The organism is Macrococcus hajekii, assembly GCF_004359505.1.
In the GTDB taxonomy this organism is placed as follows: Bacteria; Bacillota; Bacilli; order Staphylococcales; family Staphylococcaceae; genus Macrococcus; species Macrococcus hajekii.
The window spans coordinates 73603-92792 of the sequence record NZ_SCWE01000004.1 but is presented as its reverse complement, the minus strand read 5'-3'; the positions used below and the strand labels follow the sequence as shown (position 1 = coordinate 92792).

General features: G+C 39.4%; 20 protein-coding genes. 8 read left to right on the top strand and 12 right to left on the bottom strand.

The window, feature by feature from the left end; all coding sequences use genetic code 11:
• The first annotated feature begins 134 nt into the window (after positions 1-134).
• The 3 genes from ERX37_RS09595 (at position 135) to ERX37_RS09585 (ending at position 2454) form a co-directional block, all read left to right on the top strand.
• A complete protein-coding gene (locus tag ERX37_RS09595; RefSeq protein WP_306440584.1) occupies positions 135-512 on the top strand; it encodes a GntR family transcriptional regulator in 378 nt (125 codons plus the stop codon).
• Positions 512-1609, top strand: a complete 1098-nt coding sequence (locus ERX37_RS09590; RefSeq protein ID WP_165982033.1) for a DUF1648 domain-containing protein — start codon at positions 512-514, stop codon at positions 1607-1609. Before ERX37_RS09595 ends, ERX37_RS09590 begins: the two co-directional genes overlap by 1 nt.
• Positions 1610-1686: 77 nt before the next feature.
• Entirely contained in the window at positions 1687-2454 is a 768-nt protein-coding gene (locus ERX37_RS09585; protein ID WP_133430455.1) for an NUDIX hydrolase, read from the top strand.
• A gap of 13 nt (positions 2455-2467) precedes the next feature.
• Here the strand turns inward: ERX37_RS09585 and ERX37_RS09580 are convergent, their stop codons facing one another.
• Positions 2468-3505 (bottom strand): C45 family autoproteolytic acyltransferase/hydrolase, encoded by a 1038-nt coding sequence (locus tag ERX37_RS09580; protein ID WP_133430454.1) that lies wholly within the window; start codon positions 3503-3505, stop codon positions 2468-2470.
• A 169-nt stretch (positions 3506-3674) separates the two neighbouring features.
• Between ERX37_RS09580 and ERX37_RS09575 the strand changes: the two genes are divergently transcribed.
• From ERX37_RS09575 to ERX37_RS09565, 3 genes are all read left to right on the top strand, one after another.
• A complete protein-coding gene (locus tag ERX37_RS09575) occupies positions 3675-3878 on the top strand; it encodes a helix-turn-helix transcriptional regulator (protein ID WP_133430453.1) in 204 nt (67 codons plus the stop codon).
• An 11-nt stretch (positions 3879-3889) separates the two neighbouring features.
• Positions 3890-4261, top strand: coding sequence for a DUF2178 domain-containing protein (locus ERX37_RS09570; RefSeq protein ID WP_133430452.1), 372 nt, complete (start codon positions 3890-3892; stop codon positions 4259-4261).
• Positions 4262-4410: 149 nt separating this feature from the next.
• Positions 4411-5214 carry a hypothetical protein gene (locus ERX37_RS09565; protein WP_133430451.1) on the top strand — a complete coding sequence of 268 codons (804 nt, stop codon included), beginning with the start codon at positions 4411-4413 and terminating at the stop codon, positions 5212-5214.
• 146 nt (positions 5215-5360) lie between these two features.
• Here ERX37_RS09565 and ERX37_RS09560 read toward each other — a convergent pair whose 3' ends face one another.
• The 3 genes from ERX37_RS09560 to ERX37_RS09550 all read right to left on the bottom strand — a co-directional run bounded on the left by ERX37_RS09560 (position 5361) and on the right by ERX37_RS09550 (position 9053).
• On the bottom strand, positions 5361-6848 hold the full coding sequence (locus ERX37_RS09560) for a M4 family metallopeptidase (RefSeq protein WP_133430450.1): 1488 nt from the start codon (positions 6846-6848) through the stop codon (positions 5361-5363).
• 155 nt (positions 6849-7003) lie between these two features.
• Positions 7004-8518: a M4 family metallopeptidase gene (locus tag ERX37_RS09555; protein ID WP_133430449.1), complete on the bottom strand. Its 1515-nt coding sequence runs from the start codon at positions 8516-8518 to the stop codon at positions 7004-7006.
• Positions 8519-8693: 175 nt separating this feature from the next.
• Entirely contained in the window at positions 8694-9053 is a 360-nt protein-coding gene (locus ERX37_RS09550) for a nuclear transport factor 2 family protein (protein WP_133430448.1), read from the bottom strand.
• A gap of 118 nt (positions 9054-9171) precedes the next feature.
• Here ERX37_RS09550 and ERX37_RS11470 point away from each other — a divergent pair, with 118 nt between their 5' ends.
• Entirely contained in the window at positions 9172-9333 is a 162-nt protein-coding gene (locus ERX37_RS11470; RefSeq protein ID WP_165982032.1) for a hypothetical protein, read from the top strand.
• A 26-nt stretch (positions 9334-9359) separates the two neighbouring features.
• Here the strand turns inward: ERX37_RS11470 and ERX37_RS09545 are convergent, their stop codons facing one another.
• The 4 genes from ERX37_RS09545 to ERX37_RS09530 all read right to left on the bottom strand — a co-directional run bounded on the left by ERX37_RS09545 (position 9360) and on the right by ERX37_RS09530 (position 14031).
• Complete coding sequence (locus ERX37_RS09545; RefSeq protein WP_133430447.1) at positions 9360-10346, bottom strand: hypothetical protein; 987 nt, start codon at positions 10344-10346, stop codon at positions 9360-9362.
• 228 nt (positions 10347-10574) lie between these two features.
• The gene (locus ERX37_RS09540) at positions 10575-10982 is read right to left on the bottom strand and encodes a YolD-like family protein (RefSeq protein ID WP_133430446.1); all 408 of its coding nucleotides are present in this window, start codon (positions 10980-10982) and stop codon (positions 10575-10577) included.
• Between the two features lie 137 nt (positions 10983-11119).
• Positions 11120-12358, bottom strand: coding sequence for an MFS transporter (locus ERX37_RS09535; RefSeq protein ID WP_133430445.1), 1239 nt, complete (start codon positions 12356-12358; stop codon positions 11120-11122).
• Between the two features lie 77 nt (positions 12359-12435).
• Entirely contained in the window at positions 12436-14031 is a 1596-nt protein-coding gene (locus ERX37_RS09530; protein ID WP_133430444.1) for an ABC transporter substrate-binding protein, read from the bottom strand.
• 99 nt (positions 14032-14130) lie between these two features.
• On the opposite strand from ERX37_RS09530, the gene ERX37_RS09525 reads away from it, so the two are divergent.
• A complete protein-coding gene (locus ERX37_RS09525) occupies positions 14131-15360 on the top strand; it encodes an MDR family MFS transporter (protein ID WP_133430443.1) in 1230 nt (409 codons plus the stop codon).
• A gap of 54 nt (positions 15361-15414) precedes the next feature.
• On the opposite strand, the gene speB is transcribed toward ERX37_RS09525, so the two are convergent.
• The 4 genes from speB to ERX37_RS09505 are packed head-to-tail and all read right to left on the bottom strand — an operon-like array spanning position 15415 to position 19055.
• Positions 15415-16266, bottom strand: a complete 852-nt coding sequence (gene speB, locus ERX37_RS09520; RefSeq protein ID WP_133430442.1) for an agmatinase — start codon at positions 16264-16266, stop codon at positions 15415-15417.
• Positions 16250-17110: a polyamine aminopropyltransferase gene (gene speE / locus ERX37_RS09515; RefSeq protein WP_133430441.1), complete on the bottom strand. Its 861-nt coding sequence runs from the start codon at positions 17108-17110 to the stop codon at positions 16250-16252. The genes speB and speE overlap by 17 nt, the downstream gene beginning before the upstream one ends.
• An 11-nt stretch (positions 17111-17121) precedes the next feature.
• Positions 17122-17547: an adenosylmethionine decarboxylase gene (gene speD, locus ERX37_RS09510; RefSeq protein ID WP_133430440.1), complete on the bottom strand. Its 426-nt coding sequence runs from the start codon at positions 17545-17547 to the stop codon at positions 17122-17124.
• A gap of 2 nt (positions 17548-17549) precedes the next feature.
• Positions 17550-19055, bottom strand: a complete 1506-nt coding sequence (locus ERX37_RS09505) for an aminotransferase class I/II-fold pyridoxal phosphate-dependent enzyme (protein ID WP_133430439.1) — start codon at positions 19053-19055, stop codon at positions 17550-17552.
• Positions 19056-19190 lie beyond the last annotated feature (135 nt).

Here is a 19190-nt window from a genome sequence, read left to right as displayed (position 1 = left end):
ATGATTATATGCTTCTCTTATCAGACTCACTAAATAATACGCATCTATTTATATATTATTCTTAATGTGTTATATTAATAATAGAACAGATTATTTTTTATCTTTTAAATTGTTATATATAATATAGAACAGAGGTGAGAGTTATTTATATTGAGGTCAATGAACAATCTTCAGTTCCTATTTATATGCAGCTTGCCAATCAGATTATTCATGCCGTCGCAACGGGTGATATACTGCCATACGAAGCGTTACCATCCGGGAGAATGCTGGCAGCTGATCTCGGCATCAATATGCATACAGTCAACAAGGCTTATCATTATTTGGAGGATAAACGTTTTATTCAAGTACAACCTAAATCCGGTGCTATTATTCACCCGGAAGCAATCAGACAAGCGACTCATGTGGAACGAACTCATATTGCAGCGAGACTACAGCCTATCATTGATGAAGCTCGCTGTCTGAAGCTCACTGATGAAGAAATCTATGAACTGATAAAAGGGGAGAAGTCATGATGGAGATGTTATTATTGAGTCTGATTATTTTACTGACCGGTTTTACAATCTTATTCTCGGGACGCTGGGTGAAACGCAATATACTGTTCAGTGTCTATGTGCCAGATGAGCAGCAGCAACATCGTGAGGTTAAGATAATCAAAAGAAAGTTTATTAGACTGGCCATTGGAGCGGCTATTTTCACTGCGCTTTTAAATGTACTGTTTCTACTCTTGCTGCCATCTGAGTGGGGAATTGCAGCTTTCATTATTTTATTAAATGCTCTAATCCTATTCGATATTTATATATATAGCAGAAGTTATCAGGCGCTGAGAGAACTGAAGGTACAGGAAGATTGGATGAAGGATATAGAGGTGGTCAGAGCGACAGATACAACTTTACGTGAACAGCAGCATGTACTGCCGACGGTCATCTATTTGATTCCACTCGTTATTCTGCTCTTAGCAACAGTGTATACCGCTATGAACTATCCTGGTATTCCTGAACGCATCGCTGTGCACTGGGGGATGGATAATAAACCTGACCGTTTTGAAGACAAGAGCTGGATGACTGTACTGATGCCCGCAGGATTAGGGTTATTTAATATCCTGCTGCTGATGGCAATCTCAAAAGGTATCGATTTTATGCCGATGAAGTTGAATCCGTCAGTAAGAAAAGCATCTGCAGACTATGAAATAAAAAGTCGTAAGTACAATAGCTATCTGTTATTTATCGTAGGGTTAATGATGGCTCTGCTATTCAGCTTCATTATGATACAGCAAGTTATAATTCCGAATGAAAGTCTGCCTGATGCATTTATGCCAATTGTATTAATTGGAACGATTCTACCTATTATCATTGGCATGTATTTGCAATGGAAGGCAGATAAAGATTTTCGCCATGCAGCTGCTGAAAATGATAAAGCGCCTTATCATGATGATACGAACTATGTACTGGGCCTCTTTTACTATAATAAACAAGACCCGAATGTCTGGGTCCCAAAAGTCTCTCAATTTGGAATGACACTGAATATGGCACGAACTGAAGCGAAAATTATTGCTGTATTATTTGTACTCGTTCTCTTCGTTCCTATTCTGCTGATTGAGTGGATGAACTGAGCAGCACCCATTGAAACATTAGCAATATTCTGTATTTTTCCATATAATAAAGGAAAGCGCAGTAAGGGTGTGAGCAAATGTATCAAGTTAAAACAGAAGTGAAAATTATACCAGACGGCTTTGAAGCAATGAATGATTTCTTTCATCAGCATGTATTTCGTAGTTATATTGAACTCGGGGCCAGACTAGTAGGGCGCTGGGTGGACGAAGACTATACACTCATTACGGAAATATGGGATTTTCAGAGTAGAGAACATTACCAGCAGTTTTTTGACCTGAGAAAACAGACCTCACATTATAAGAACAGTCGCTTACAAAAGATCGCAAATGATAAATGGATCATCTCGAAAAAAGAGACACATATGATGCCGACAGGGCAATATAGCCAGCCGAGATATCCCGTGTCGGCATGTGTATATGTTGAAAATGAAGCGGGGGAAGTCCTGCTTGTCAGAAGTCTGCATAGAAGTACGACACTCGAACTACCAGGTGGTGCACTCGATAAAGAGGAAAGTCTGGTGGACTGTGCAGTCAGAGAAGTTAAAGAAGAGACGGGGCTTGATGTCAAGATTCTTGGACTCGTCTGCATTTCGCAGAACTTGACGAGTGGAGTGATTAACTTTGCTTTTCACGGTGAAGTGACAGGCGGGGAGATTGCTGATTGTCCGGACGAGACACAAGATGCCGGATTTTATGATATAGCTGACAAAAATCTGCATGTTCATGTCACATATCCACACTTTAAGGAACGTATACTTGAATGCCAGAAGCTGAACTATATCAATATTGATATATATAAAATTAATCCTTATGAACTTATAAAACAATTAAACGGCGCTCACTAGGAGCGCCGTTTTTCTATTCACTGGCAAAAGTGATATCGCAATCGATTTGTCCTCTGAGCATCGTGACATCAAGAGCATGTCCATCAAGCCATTTACCGAAATCCAGTCCGACAGGAGACTGATTGCCACCTAGTGCAAACAGCGCCTTTAGTTCTTTAGGGAAATAACAGCTGGTATGAATCGTGCCACTCCAGCTCGCGTATTTATCACTGAAAATACCGGCAGCTGGATTATTCATCGTGTGAAACGCCTGCTCAGCAGAAAGGGAAGAAGTCACCTGTTCCGTCATAGCCTGCATGCGCATCTCAGAATCAGTTAACACACGGCGATTTTCATGTGTCAGCACTTCAAAATGATTGGTGCAGTAATGGTGATCACGCACTACAACATCACGTGGAGTAATCTCAATAATCTTCGTCCGACCAGATGGATCGAGCACAATATAAGAGAAGCTGGAACGATGAGGAAGCTCATTTAATAAATCAACGACATCATCAATCGTAGCACATGTTTCAAGGATGAGACGACCGACCATATAACAGACGAAACCATCGCCAGGCTTCTTACGGTGCATAAAATTATAGCCCATGACCAGACCTTTTTCATTAATACCATCCATACGTCCGGTGATACGGGACACGGGTGCCATGGTGGCAAGACCGCCATCATTAGGCTGGAAAAATGTCAGCCGACCATCATAAGTGGCAGGATGATAATCATAATTGCGGACTAAATAATCCTCAGTCGTGAAAACAGAACAACCACTTTCCTTCGCATACACACGATAATGACCAAAGTTCAGCAGCACTTGTTCCAGGCTCAGCTTTAATCCATCTTGAATACCAAGCAATTCTTCCCATATCTTCGGTGCAAAACGTTTATAGACAGCCTCAGTCTCCTGAGGATCAATATCAAAACGAGGCCGACGAAGACGCCACTCACGTTCTCTATTCTCCATCATCAAAGTAGACTTCAGCCACTCTGCCTGATCAAGACCAAAATCATAATGACTGCCTCTGAATTCAGTAATCACACTTTTAACTTGTTGCATCCAATCACGCCTTTTTAAGAGTTAAGGCTATTTTAGCATAGATAATCAGTCGCATTTTGATGATTGCTTAGAAATCATAATATATAAAGATGTAAATCATATAATTATGTAAAGGATGCTTGACGTAAAGGACACTTTACATTTACAATAATTGTAACGAGGTGGAAGAATGAAAAATAGACTCGCAGAATATAGACAATCTAGAGGGATGTCGCAACAGCGTTTGGCGGATCGACTGAAGGTTTCAAGACAAACGATTATCTCGATAGAAAAAGGTAAGTATAATCCGTCACTACCACTTGGCCTTATTATTGCAGAACTGTTTGAAGTAGATGTGACTGAGATTTTTATATTGGAAGAAACAGATTACTAGGAGGGGTTAAAGTGAAACGCTCTTTTAATCAGCAGATGTCGCTGGGATTTGGGATTTTTCTTTTGTTGTTAGGTGGCGGCATAGGTTTAATTGTAGGGATGCAAAACTTAGGTTTATGGTGGACAACTTTTGTGCTAGGCATTGTCTTGATTTTACGTTCATTCATTTTTGAAGGTGAATCTTTCGATGAACGTGAACAGATGATTAACTATAAGGGTTTTAAAGCGACTTTTATCATTACAATTATATTAGCATTTATTTTCTATTCATTATACTTTTGGTTTGGAATACAGCTACCTGGTGAAGATGCTTTTATTATTTATCTTGGTCTTATCATTTTGGCCCAAGGTTTATCCAGTTTCTATTATGCTAAAAAAATATAACAATATATCCTTGAGATTTGGATGATGATTTCTTTCTTTTATCTATTATGATTTATATGCATTTCATATTGTTTTCTGACAATTTATTCAACCCGTTTTTTTTGACTTCACGTCTATTTTCTCTTAAGCTATACATGAGGAGTGATAGAATGAGAACGTTTGAACAGGAGAAGGATCTTTTTTTCATCGACAGTTCAGCGTATAACTTATTAACCGAACACTTAAAAACGACCGTGGTATGTCCTAAAGATGAATTTAAAGGGCATATTCTCTATAAAAATTTCCATGTCAGCAACTGTCATCGTACTTGGCGAATTGCTGATTATGATTACGTTATTGTGGCGCAACCGGGCTGGTACGAAGGTTTGAATGATGAAATGCAGCAGTTGATTTTAGAGGAGCAGAAACGTACGGGTTCTAGACTGATGCTCGGTGATTTGCTGATTACTCAAAACTTCTGGCGTTCTTTATCCACTGAACAGCAGCAGAAGCTGATTCATTTATATGATGAGCCGATTGAAGATATTGATATTTCAAATATGCCTGAGCGTTTTCAGAGACTTCATGGTAAGTTTCCGGAAGAGCATGGTGGCAATTGTTTTGCTGCTGCTTTATACGGAGTTGCAGATGAATCCTTTTTACTGGAAGAATGGGTGCATAGTCAGTCGTTTCTTGATATGCTGGAGCGTAATCATCTGAAGCGTTTTGACCGTGCGACTAAAGATAGCGTACTGGTTTTTGAACAGGATGGTGTTGTGGTGCACGCTTGTTACGTCATTGATGATACTTATTGCTTCAATAAGTCAGGTCAGACGTTCTTTAACCCATGGCATATTGCTCGTATTGATAAGGTGATGGAAGATTGGGATGACTGTAAAGTCATGTTCTTCTGCGATCCTGATAAATTAGATGAACTTGTTTATCTAGGAATAGATGACAAGCAAGTAGCCTGAATATATAGCTGACAAAATAATAAGAGCGATAAAATCCGATAGAAATCTGATTTTATCGCTCTTTTATTATGAAGTAGTCTGATTTTAGGCGAAATTGAACAGCGAGGTCATATTCTGCTCGTCTTTTGACGCTATCTCACTATTGTTTAATAGACGCCTACTTGATCCCATGCGCTTGCTACTATTTGTGCATCAGCTGCACCATAAAGGTCAGTAGCTGATTGCACAAGTGCAGCGCGTGCATCGGTGAACGTTGCTTGAGGTGTTAAGTAAAGCGTTAAGGCACGGTAATAAATCTGTTCTGATTTTGAGTTGCCAAGTTGTGTCACTGTGTTATAGAAAGCTTTGTTTGGAATACCGCTATTGCTATGAACGCCACCGTAATCACCAGCTTCTGTATTAGAAAGATAGCGATACTGATTCATATGAGCTGGTTGATTGTATTGTTCCGGGTTAGAGAGGCTTCTCAGTCCATCTCCTGTTATACCTGGTGTGTAGATGTCTTCACCAATTAAAAAGTCACCTGGATCAACAAAATAACCGAATACATCAGAGAATGATTCACTTAAAGCTCCCGACTGATTCTCATAAATAAGTCCGGCTGTATAATCGGTAACCGCATGCGTCAGTTCATGAGCAACGACATCATTTGCACCTGATAATGTAGTGAATGTACTGCCGTCTCCATCACCATATACCATTACTTCGCCACTCCAAAATGCATTATTGTAGTTAACGCCATAATGAACGATAGAATAGATAGGTGCACCTAAATTATCATAAGAATTACGATTGAACTTATTTTTGTAGTAATCATATACAAGGTCAGCATTATAGTGTGCATCAACGCCAGCGCGCTGTGTCTGTGAAGTAAAATATTTAGTTTTATTAGTCATGAGACTATAAGTTGTTGTTGTATTTTTAGCATCATATGTTTCGATTCGCCCTGAGTGAGTCAGGTCGATAAGTGAGTACTTACCTTTTGAAAAATCAAGGTTTAATGGACGTGTTGAACCGTTGACTGCTGTACCTGATCCAGTAGTTGCCGTTTCTTTAAGTATATTCTGTTTCTTGATAACTGCACCTGTCTCAGCATCAATCTGAATATGCCAGTTTGCAGCTTCAGGTGTCAGGTAAATCAATTGAACATTATAGACAAGTTTATTAAGTTCAGGATTAATGACTACTTCTGCTTGTTTAACGATATTACGTCCCATATTACTGACAGCTTGAGGACTGACGCCTGCAGCCTGATACGCTTTAGTTATAGCTTGCGCTTGTGTCAGCACTTGGTTGTTCACAGGAGCAAGTGTTTTTTGATTTAAATCCCCGTTAACCATGACAAGATTGCCTTGTGCATCCACATGGACTTTTATTTCTGTATTTAAAGCATATTTGCCCTTTGCTTTTGGCTTTAATGTATAGTGAGTGAAACCAAGCGTATCTGTTTCAGCTGATACAACTGAATATTGCTTATAGTTTTTCTTTACAGCTTTATAGCCTGGTAAATTTTTAAGTGCTAATTGAGCTTGTTCAGGTGTTTTTACAATTGTCTGTGCAGAGATGTTTCCTGAAGGGATGAGAGTAGCAAGTAAACCCATTGATAATAAAGCTGAAGTAAGTGTCTTTTTCATGTTTATTCCTTTCGTACGTTAAAATGTTATAGGATAACTATACATGAAAAAGCTAAAAAAGCAATGTCAGATATTGTTAGTTAAAAGGAAAAATAATAATAAAGTTACACAATAAAAAGAGGACTTTTTTCTAATTGAAAGTCCTCTTGTGACTATTAATTAACGCCTACATTATTCCATGCATTTGCTACTATATTTGCATCTGCTGAACCATATAAATCCTGTGCAGATTGTACAAGCGCTGCTTTTGCATCACTGAATGAAGCGTTTGGTGTCAGGTAGTAAGTAAGGGCACGGTAATAAATTTTTTCTGCTTTTGATTTATCCATAACGGTTACTGTATTATAGAATGCTTTATTTGGAATACCGCTATTGATATGAACACCACCATTGTCACCTTGTTCAGTATTAGGGAGGTACTGGAAGTCTCTCATATGTGACGGCTGGTCATATTGCTCAGGATTCGACATACTGCGCAGCGCATCGCCACTCACTCCTGGTGTATAAACATCTTCACCCATTAAGAAGTCAGGGTCTACAAAATAACCGAAGACATCAGAGAATGATTCATTTAAGGCACCTGGTTGATTCTCATAGACAAGACCAGCTGTATATTCTGTTACTGCATGTGTTAATTCGTGAGCAATAACATCATTTGCACCTGATAGAGAAGAGAAGGTACGTCCGTCGCCATCACCATAAAACATCGCTTCACCATTCCAGAATGCGTTGTTATAGTTGTAACCGTAATGAACTACAGAATAAATATCTGCGCCTCTGCCGTCATAAGAATCACGACCGTGAACATTTTTGTAATAATCATATACTTGATCAGCATAGTAATGAGCGTCAACACCTGCACGCTGACCAGGGCTTGTGAATGCTCTATCGTAATCAGTCATCAAGGAGAAGTTGTAATCTGTATTACGAGCATCATATGTTTCAATATTACCATTATGTGTTTGATCAATAAGTGCATACTGTCTGCCATCAGAAGCCATATTAAGAGGTTTATAATCACCTTTATTGCCATAACCATAGCCAGTTGTAGCAATCTTTTCGATTAAGTTTTGCTTTTTCACGACTTCACCCGTTTGAGCATCAATCTGGATTTTCCAGTTAGCTGGTTTAGGAGTCACATAAATCAACTGAACGTCATAAACATATTTATTCTGTTCTGCATTAATAACTAAATCTGATTTTTTTACAACTTTACGGTCCATATTTTTAACTTCAGTTGATTTCACACCTGCTGCTTCAAAGGCTTTTGCAACAGCGTCAGCGCTTGAAATCTGCTGAACATTTGTAGGTGCAACTTCTTTTTGTTCAAGGTCACCATTGACCAGAACAATTTCACCTGCTGGATTAACGTGAACTTTAACTTCCGTATTAAGTGCCGTTTTGTTATTTACTTTTGGCTTAAGTGTATAGTGAGTAAACCCTTCAGCATCAGTCTCTGCTGCAACTACTTCATATTGCTTGTAGTTCTTTTTGACTGCCTTTGCACCTGGTAAATTTTTTAAAGCTTTTTTAGCATCTTGTTTATTATGTACTTTTCCGATTTTTTTCAGTTCTTTTGAGCCGTCAGTTTTTGCTTCTGTAATGTGAGTTGGGATGAGTGAAGTAAGCATGACAGTAGAAAGAAGAGCAGGTGCAATTATTTTTTTCATGAATATATCTCCTTGTTTACAAGTATTTTTAATGCATACACCTATTATAATTAATTACATGATAATTGCAATAAAAATATTCATAAAAACATTTAAAAAATGCAAATAAAGTTAAAACAATGATTTTTCGCATAAAAATAGCATTTATTTCGAAGAAATAAATACTGAAATTGAATTATTGATTAAGACCGAGTTCGAAGTGAGCACGTATCAGTTTATTGACACCTTCAGACATGTTGAAAGTAAGTAAACTGAGGGAGGGAGAGTCAACTCCATTAAAGTCTTTATCTTCTCTTGTCATCTTCATAATAACGATTGACTGCGTGTCACGTTCTGTTTTGTAAATAATTTCGAAGTTCCAGTCCTGTTGTCTACTGAACCTTTCATGAAAAAAATCGACTAAGCCTTCATAGCTTAAATTTGACACCAGTCCATCTGGATGAACGAGAGTTGCAATTACATTTTCATCGATTAATGATTTGACCTCTTCTAAATCCTGGTGCTGCCAGGCAGCAAGTAAATGTACATATGACAAGTCGTTCAGTCCTTTACAATTTAGTTTTAAGATATTATGGCATATAGAAGATGAAATATTTCTTTAGGCTTATTATATATGTTAATATAAAGTTATTATAGAGATAGAGGTGAAACAAATGAAGGGATTTTTTAAAGGTCTATTCTTTATTGTCTTCTTGTTAGCAATCGTAGTAACAGGTGGCGCTGCATTATTATTTACTCGCTTCAAAGCTGACTTCGAAGATATTGAACGTCGTACAAAAGATATCGTGGCTCAAATTGAATCACAAAACCCATAGGAACTTGCCAGTCGGTAAGTTCTTTTTTATTTGCTGATTTTTCTGGAGAGCCAGATGAAAAAACAGCCGGCTAAAAATGCAAGAAGACTATACCACTTCAAGAAACTATGTGCACCTGTTTGCGGTAAAAGGATCTTATTTTTAGGAGAAACAGGTTTAAGGATATGTGAAGGCATGGATATGTTTTTTAGAGAATCGACTCGAGGGTCAACGGTCGGTTTAACGACAGGCAGCTGAGGTTTCGTCACAGCTGCTTTCTTTGTCTTCTTATTTATTTGCTGTTGAGGAAGGGGACGTACTGGTTTAATAGGACTAGGGTTATCATGTTGTTTAGAAACAGGGATATCAGTCTTTTTATTGGATGATACTGGTTCTGTTTCAGTAGACTGCGTTTTTTTAATGCGGACAACTTTTCTGGTAGGTTTCTGGATGATAAGAGGATGAGAGACAGTGTCAGTCTTGAGTGTATTCACAACTTGGCGGCTTATATCGTTAGAATAAGGAACAGGTCCTTCAGAAGCTGTATTTGAGGGAGTTTCTATAGACCTTATTTTCTGGTGATAAACAGCAAAATCTTTTTGTTCACCGTCTTGAATAGCTGTTGTTCGATTTTGATAAGCAAGTGTGTCAGAAGCATCAGGTTCTGATAAATTTTCCTTTTTGTCGGTCAATACTTCTTTTCCATTGGGTTGAGGCATTGGTGCATCGAGTAGTGTCTGATCAGTGTCCGTGTCACAAATCATTGTTTCGGTACTAGAAATAGTGGAATCTTCAGTATCAGTTGCTGGCGGCAGATTTTCTACCGGTAGAGTCGGAGTTTCTGTTGTTAGAGCAGATTCATCTGGTTGTTGTTCGTTAGAGGGCACCTCTGACACTGGAGGTTCTTCAGTACATTGCTGAAGAGAGGATGTGGACTGAACTTCATCTATCTGATTATCTGATTGACTGGCATCAGCATCTGATACACTACAGTACAGGCATAAAGTGACTAAAAGTAAACTGAAATATTTCATATCTCATCTCCTCCTTGTATTCTGATAAATTATGACAGAAGTCAGAGACTATAACTATGGAGTTACATATAAGATAAAATATTCATTATTACTTAGGCTTTTTTACATTTCTGACTTATAACCTGCCTTTATTTGATTGACAGATGTCAATGACATCCAGATCATTGCTAATAAATAATATTTGTGAAGAGAAAAGTTTATTAAATTAATAAAAACTATCTGAATGAATCAGATAGTTTTAAGGGTGATATTGATGACATCCATAAATGAAACAAAACACATTTGCTGATTGGCATGATTCGTTCCGATGATATGAAACGCCCAAGTATCGATGCGCTCAATCGTCATTGTTAAATCATTGATGTAACCATCGCGATAAAACTCAATGACAACAGGACATTGCCGGTGATAGGCTTCCTTAAGCTGAATATCCAGTTCTTCTAAACGGTCATCCGATAACTCGGGTCTTTTAATTTTGTTCTGATTTTCTATTTGCTGTCTGACATCCTGGAACTGTTCAGGTATCGTTGCAAATGGTGCCCATTTAATCATGCCGCGCCCTTGAGGAATGTTTGGATTCAGCTGACTCCGTTCAATCTTACGGTAATCCAGCTCACCATAAATCGGATGTTTCATAACATCACTTCTTTCATTGATGTAAGTTTATTATACGAACGTATGTTCTGTTTTGCAACTATAAATTTTTTTATTTTTAAATGCATCAAAAAAACCGTCTATTCCCAGGAAGAAATAGACGGGTTTGAAAGTGGTAATTAATCTGGAATCGGTTGCTTAAATAAATGGGAATGCACAGATAGATAGAAGAGCAGCATACCGATTAATCCGAGTATGATGACATAGATAGACATCATCATACTATTCAGCACAGTTCCGATAATCAGTCCGGAGCTCGCAACAAGCCCAGCACCGCTATAGCCGAGTGAACTAAAGGCGATGTAACTTGCCCGTTTATCTTCTGGCATGAGCTTCGCCTGAAAGACTGAAATAATAGGTGTCTGCATGAGTTCACCGACTGTCGCAATGAAAATGACAATGATCAGCAGATACCAGGCCGTTAAATGATGGGCAAGACCATAACCTCCTGTATAAAGAAAGGTGCCGAGCAATAGAACATAGACTTGATTACGACGCTCTGTCAGCTTTGCAATCAGGAAAGTAATTGTAACGACAAGCAATGTATTCTCGATAAGGAGGATACTCATCATACGCACACCATCGATATGAATACCGAATAAGTCAAATGGCTTAAACACATTATGTAGACGCACACCGATATAATTGGTCAGAGCAAATTCAGCTGAAAAGACAAAAATCATCGCAGTTGTGAAGACGACGAAGCGTGTATCTTTCATAGCTACTTTATAGCTGCTCAGTAAATCACGCACCCAGTGAGCTTCGACCACTTTACGGACCTTGTTGACAGTCGGATCAATTAAATAGCGCTGAAAAACTGCTGTATTGATCAGCATGATGACAACAATTAAAGTGAAGAGCAGAACCCGGTGTTCTTTGTAAAAGAGACCTCCGATAGCAGTACCGATAGCAGTCGCCAGGTTGTTGGTCCAGTATGCAGTGACATAGACAGACTTCCTCATTTCTTCTGTCGTTGAATCGATGATGAGAGCTTCCAGTGCTGGAAAAATCATTGCACCACTTATAGCAGATAACATAAACAGGGTAGAAACAATCCATGGCATATTGATAGCTGGATGAATAAAAATAGCCATGAGTATCATAATGATGGCGAATAGTAACTGTCCGGCAACAAGCTGCCCTTTACGACTGAAACGATCTGCGAAATAACCTCCGCATAAATTACAGAGTAGGCTGAAAATAACGTTAGCGCTCAGCAGAATCCCAGATGTCACTTTGCCGAGCTCATCAGCAATATAGAGTACCATAAAAGGCATCACACTCATACTTGCGGCGTGATCAAAAAAACCGCAGATAATCCTGAGCTTAACATTGGAAGGAAATTGTGAGAATTTCATATAGGTGATCCTCTATTTTTCGTAATAGTAGTTACATTATAATATTAAAAGTGAAAAAATAATATATGTTATATTATTTACTCTATATATACTTCACTCCAGTTATAGAAGCCGTGTAAGACAATTCGCGCATTGCGAAGATTATGTGGAATATAAACTGTCTTCTGGTTATTGAAAAGAGGAATGAGCAAATGACGTCTTTCAAGTTCCCGGTCGACAATCCTATTAAGACGTGACCATCTTGAAACAGGACTCTTCAAGTAGTGATGATAAATAGTTGTCAGTCGTGGGTACTGAGCAAATAAATGATACTGTGTAGCATTGTTCTGGAATAGGAAGCTGAAATATTCGTAATGCTCTGCACCGTTCAGGAAAGCGCCATGAATATAATAATCGCCTTTATAATCCAGTTGAGAGTGAAGGGCATCGTCAATAGTAACCGGTATGAGTTCTACTTGAATATTGTAGCGTTTCAGCAAGTGCTTGACGTCGTTCATCAGTTTTCTGATATAACTGGGATAAACAAAGCGAACAGTGAAATTTTCTAAGAGTTCAGGTTGATGTCGGAAATAACGCGAATAACTGAGGACAGCTGGAGCAGATTTCGCGATATTTTTTCTTTCTGTTGTCTGACGGAGATAAGTCTGCATAATGTAATGAATAGTTTCCTGCTGAGCGTTCGTCAGATGATTGTTTCGTAAGGATAACATATAGTAAAAGCCATCTCTCACTGTATAAGGAGCGTACTGTCCATTAGATTGTAACGAGAATTCATCATATGTCTGTTCAGGAATATAAAGCATTTCAACTTCATCAAGGAAAGGGCGGTAGCCGTAATAATAATCGAATGCTTTCAGGAGAGAATATGTCTCTGTATTCTTATCTATATAGAAAGGACCTGTGCCTATATAACGGCCGTTCTCAACTTTATAAATACTTAAGTTGAGTGTACACAGGATATCCAGCAGGTAGGGACATTCAGTATAAGTCATTTTCATCTGATGAGGGTTTATAATCTCAATTGAGTTGATACAATGAAGTAAGCCGTGCATATGGACGGAGGATTGAGCGGTCTGAAGACAGTGACATACATCTTCAGCAGTCACTATTTGACCATCATGAAACTGAATATTTTTACGTAAGTAAATAATGGCTTCAGTCTCTGTAACATCAATACGATGAGCAATTTTATAGTGGTAGGTGCCATCTTTATATGCGACGAGCGTATCATAGATGTTACTTAATATATTGAAGCTGTTAATGTCGCGAGTTTCTAATGGATTTAATGTTAAAGGGGCATAGCGTTTCTTAATGATGAGTTTATCGCTTTCTTTTCTATCTATACCAAGCAGTTGGTTAGCTTGTAATAATAAGGACTGTTTCGATGATTCAGACCACTTCCAAGTCAGATAGTGAACAACTTCATCAAGCGGTTCTCTTTTAAAGGCAGTCGTCACCTTCTGGAAGTAGAGGTGGTCGATATTGAGATGCCATTCTATTTCGGTCATATGACCGCGTCCTCTGCCACTGGTATAACTAAGGAACTGATGTGCCTGCCATCTTTTCAAACTGCGTGCTAAATGCTTCTGACTGATATTAAGCTGCTCACTGATTAATTTTTGATTAATCAATGGAGCACTGAGATTATAGAATGAAAGTAATAAGGGCTCCATGTTCACCTCTGTAAAGTGGACTGAAATAATTAATTGTCCATTTTTAATTTTTTAGTCTACTTTAACATAAGATTTAATATAGCAGAAGGGGTGAACAATATGAGAGTAAGAGATTTACCATTGAATATTCATCTGAGACTCTGGGGTTCTTTTGTCAACCGTTGTACGTATAGTGCGACACTGCCATTCCTGGCACTCTATTTAACAGATCAGGTTCATGCTTCATTCGCAGGATTATTTTTAGCAATAGGCGTGTTTGTCCAGTTTATCAGCAATATATGGGGTGGCTATTTCGTAGATCTTATGCCACGGAAGAAGATGCTGATTTTTGGATCAAGTCTGGAAGCGGTAGCGCTGATTTTGATGTGGGTTACAGTGGTCCATTCCTGGCTGATACTATTCCTCTTATCATATGTACTATTCACGGTTTTCAGTGCCTTTAGACGACCATCGATGAGTGCCATTGTTCAAGATTCAGCGACACCTGAAAATAAAAAGTTACTTTATCGCATGGATTATTGGCTGGTCAACCTTTCTCTTGCTGTCGGCGCATTACTTGGCGGTTTACTCTATACGCACCATAAAGAGTGGCTCTTTTTTCTGACCGCACTCGTGTCCTCAATATTAGCATTGCTATATGCGAAGTATATTGAAGAAACCCATAGCTTCATACGACAGAAAAAACATGACAATGTCTTCAGAGACTTATTCTCTGCCTACAGCACCGTATCAAGAGATAAACGATTCGTGATGGTGGTCATCGGTGGCATGCTGCTTGCGACGGTCGAACTGATGACCAGTACATATGTGGCCGTCAGATTGAACAAAACATTCGAGATAGTTCACCTATTAGGATTCAGTATCAACGGCGTTCGAATGTTTACACTCATTAATTTGACCAATACACTTACCGTGGTCAGCTGTTCACTGCTCGTTGGTAAATTTGCTGAACGTTTTCGCGTTCATCGTATATTAGGTGCTGGCCTACTTGCTTATGGTATTGGTTATGCCGTACTGACTTCTGCCAATACATGGTGGTTGATTATCATAGCAGTTCTCATAGCGACATTCGGTGAGATGATTTATGCGCCTACTAAAAATGCTGAAGCGTTATCTCTTATTCCACAAGATAAAAGAGGGTCGTATAATACATTCAGTTCTTTTACGTTCAGTGGTGCGCAACTCCTATCGAACGGTTCGCTTGTGGTTGGTGCATACTTGAACCCGTATGCGATGAGTGTCGTCGTTTTCGTCATTGTTATGGTCGGGAGTATCTTTATGATGAACAATTTATTTGGAGGACAGCATAAAGTGACTGATGCAAAGTAAATATAGCATCCAAAAAAATACCATGGACAATTATTGTCCATGGTATTTTCTGAGTTATTTCGTTATCGCAAGCATCAATTCACGCGCTACTTTTGCTGCAACGGCATTGGAAACACCGGATGCATCATAAGGTGGGGAGAGTTCTACGATATCTGCTGCAACCACATTCAGTTGTTCGAACACTTTGAATGCAGGTTCCAGTTCTTTGTAAGTCAGACCACCGGGTTCTGGTGTGCCTGTCCCTGGGAAGATAGAGGGGTCCAGGCAATCGAGGTCGATTGTGACATAGACCGGTGTATCTTTCAGCAGGTCAGGGAGGTCTTTCAGTGTGTTGATGGAGAACTTTTCAAGCGTCGTATGCGTGTCACTCCAGTCAAATTCTTCTTTTGTACCTGAACGGATACCATACTGATAGATGCCACCATCACCTGTGATGTCATGGATGCGTCGTACAACAGTTGCATGACTTAAGGGCTCACCCATATAGTCGTCACGTAAGTCTGTATGTGCATCGAGCTGCACTAAGACAACGTCTGGATATTTTTCATGTACGGCTCTGAAAGGACCGAGTGTCACCAGGTGCTCGCCACCGATCATAAAAGGCAGTTTGTCAGCTTTCAGTATTTCTCGTGCTGTTGCTTCCAGTTCCTCAAGTACTTTGACTTTGTTGCCGATTGTAATATCGACATCGCCTGAATCCATGATCTGCACATCTTCCAGGTCTTTATTTAAATAAGGGCTATAAGTCTCTAAACCATAAGATTCAGAACGGATGGCATCTGCTGCAAAGCGTGTGCCAGGTCTATTAGATACTGTGCCATCGAATGGGGCGCCGTAGATGACGGTTGATGCTTCTTCAAATGTTGCTTCGCAGGCCATATAGACATGCTTATTCGGTTGCATCATTCAGCATCTCCTTGACGAACGTCGGCAGTGCAAATGCACCTGTGTGAATATCAGTGTTATAGTATTTTGTTTTAAGACCGAGTTTATTCCATGCTTCCAGATCAGCATCTTTTAATGGATCATATTTTTTAGAGGCAAAACCGAATAACCAGTGACCTGATGGATAAGTCGGCATATGGAACTGATACACACGTGTAATCGGGAAAAGACCTTTAATTTTAGAGTGTGCACGTTTCATTTCGTGGGCATAGCTTGGGTAATAAGGTGATTCATGCTGATTAATCAGAATGCCGTCATCCGTTAAAACACGGAAGCAGTTATTATAAAAGTCGTGAGAGAATAATCCTTCACCAGGGCCGATCGGGTCAGTTGAATCTACTAAAATAAGATCGTAATAGCCTTCTTCTTTGTTCTTGACGTAAGCAAGACCATCTTCAAATAATAATGTGACACGGGGATCTTCAAGCTTGCCTGCTGTAATCGGCAGATACTCTTGCGACAGTCGCACGACGCGTTCATCGATTTCCACCATATCAATCTGCTCGATAGAGTCGTAGCGTGTAAGTTCACGCACAGTACCCCCGTCGCCGCCTCCAATTACAAGCACTTTTTTGATGTTAGGATTTGTTGCCATTGCCACGTGCGTAATCATATCGTGGTAGACGAACTCATCCTTTTCATTGACCATCATCAGACCATCTAATGTAAAGAATGTACCGAATTCCTCTGATTCAAAGAAATCAATCTGCTGGAAATCAGATTTCTCTGAGTGAAGCTGTTTGTTGGTCTTAATTGAAAAACGGACGTTATCTGTATGATTTTCTGTATACCAAAGATCTAACATGGTTAGCCTCCTTATTTAACTTCAATTTCAACAGGTTTGAATGATTCTACAACAATCTCACCTTTTGAATATTTATGGATTTTATCTGCCATACCACGACCAATTTCATATGAATCTGATAGTTCTGCTTTTAACGCTTTCTCAAGGAAATCTTCTGCGCGCCATGGATCAACAGTATCTCCACATGTGAAGACATCCACTGATGCATAACCATATTCAGGCCATGTATGAATCGTTAAGTGAGATTCAGAGATGATGACTGCCCCTGATACGCCGTAAGGATTGAATGTATGGAAGCAGCTTTCAACGATAGTAGCCCCTGATACACGTGCAGCTTCATTCATAATCTCTTCAATTTTATCATGGTCTTTCAGAATATCCTTGTCACAGTTGTAGTACTCGATTAATACGTGTCTGCCTAAAGTTGTTAATTTCATTATTATTGTCCTCTTTTCTCTATGATATAAACTTGATTTGAGTTTTCTGTGCCGATTTTAATAATCGGCTGATTGTTGATGAACTGCCAGTAGTCAATGATGTCCTGGCTGATACGTTCGCCGGCCATCACGATAGGAATGCCCGGCGGATAAATCATCAGTGATTCTGCGCAAATCTTTCCGACCGCATCCTCGATAGAGATGGGGTACTTCTCACCATACAAGACTTCGCGCAGCCCCATTGCCTGTTCAGGAATAGCCAGCTGCTTCAGAATAGGGGCGAGTACTGCACGACTTGAATCATGATAACGTGCACTGATATCAGTGAGTGCGTCCAGTAGGCGTTCTAAAACGTGTAGATTATCAGCTGCTGAGACGATTCCCATGACAACATTAGGTTCTGCCAGTTCCATCTGGATATGGTATTCACTGCGCAATAATTTATAGATTTCAAATCCTGAGAGCTTGATAGTGGAATCGACATAAATAGTCAGCTTTGTCTCATCCAGGTTCTGGTGATATAAGTGCTTAAATTCATTGCCGTTCACCATATGGAAGCCAGGAATGTTTGTGACGGCTTCTTTAAATTGACGCACATGTGGCATCAGTGTCTCAAAACGTTGCTGACCATTCAAAGCCAGATGTTTACGAGCGATATCAAGTGATGACATCAGAAGATATGATGCTGATGTTGAGGTGAGCATATTGATGACACTTTTAATCTTGTGTGCATCCACCCGGTCCCCTTTCACGAGCAGTACGCTGGACTGCGTGAATGATCCGCCCGTCTTATGAAGGCTGGTGGCTGCAAGGTCAGCACCTGCCTCCATACTTGAAAGCGGCAGTTCGGGTGAGCATCTAAAATGAGCGCCATGTGCTTCATCAACCAGCACAGGCATATCATAGTCATGTGCTAAATCCACGATTGACTTCAGATCACTGACAGCACCGAAGTATGTGGGATTCATAATGAAGAGTGCACGAGCATCCGGATGACGCTCAATCGTTTCTTTTACTGTATTCAGACTTAAGTTATGTGCGATACCGAATTCTGTATCAAATTCAGGCAGTACATATATAGGTGTAACGTCAGCAAGTGCCATAGCGTTCAGAACAGATTTGTGTACATTGCGAGGCAGAATCAACTTATCTCCAGGTTTGCAGACTGAAAAAATCATCGCCTGAATACCTTCAGTCGTTCCGTTCACCAGAAAATGAGCATGATCAGCAAGATAGAAGTCTGCCATAAGTGACTGCGCCTCTTTGATAACACCTTTTGGATTATCATAGTTATCAAGCTGCGGCATGGAATTGATGTCATGACGTAATGTCGATGAGCCATAATAATGAAGATCCGTTTCTGGATCCAGGCCTCGCTTATGTCCTGGTACATCGAAGCTGATGACGTCCTGTTCTTCATACAGCTTCAATGCGCTGAACAGAGGTGTCTGCTGATGCAGCTCTTTATTAACGGGTCGTACTTGTTTGAGTTCATGAGACTTAATCAATCTAGCACCTCTCAAGATTATGATTGTAAAATATAGTATTACTTAACTCGAGGTTTTATATTACTACTAATTTATTTTTACCAAACAAATTGTAATGTATTACTAAACTAATTACAAGAAAAAATTCATAATCTG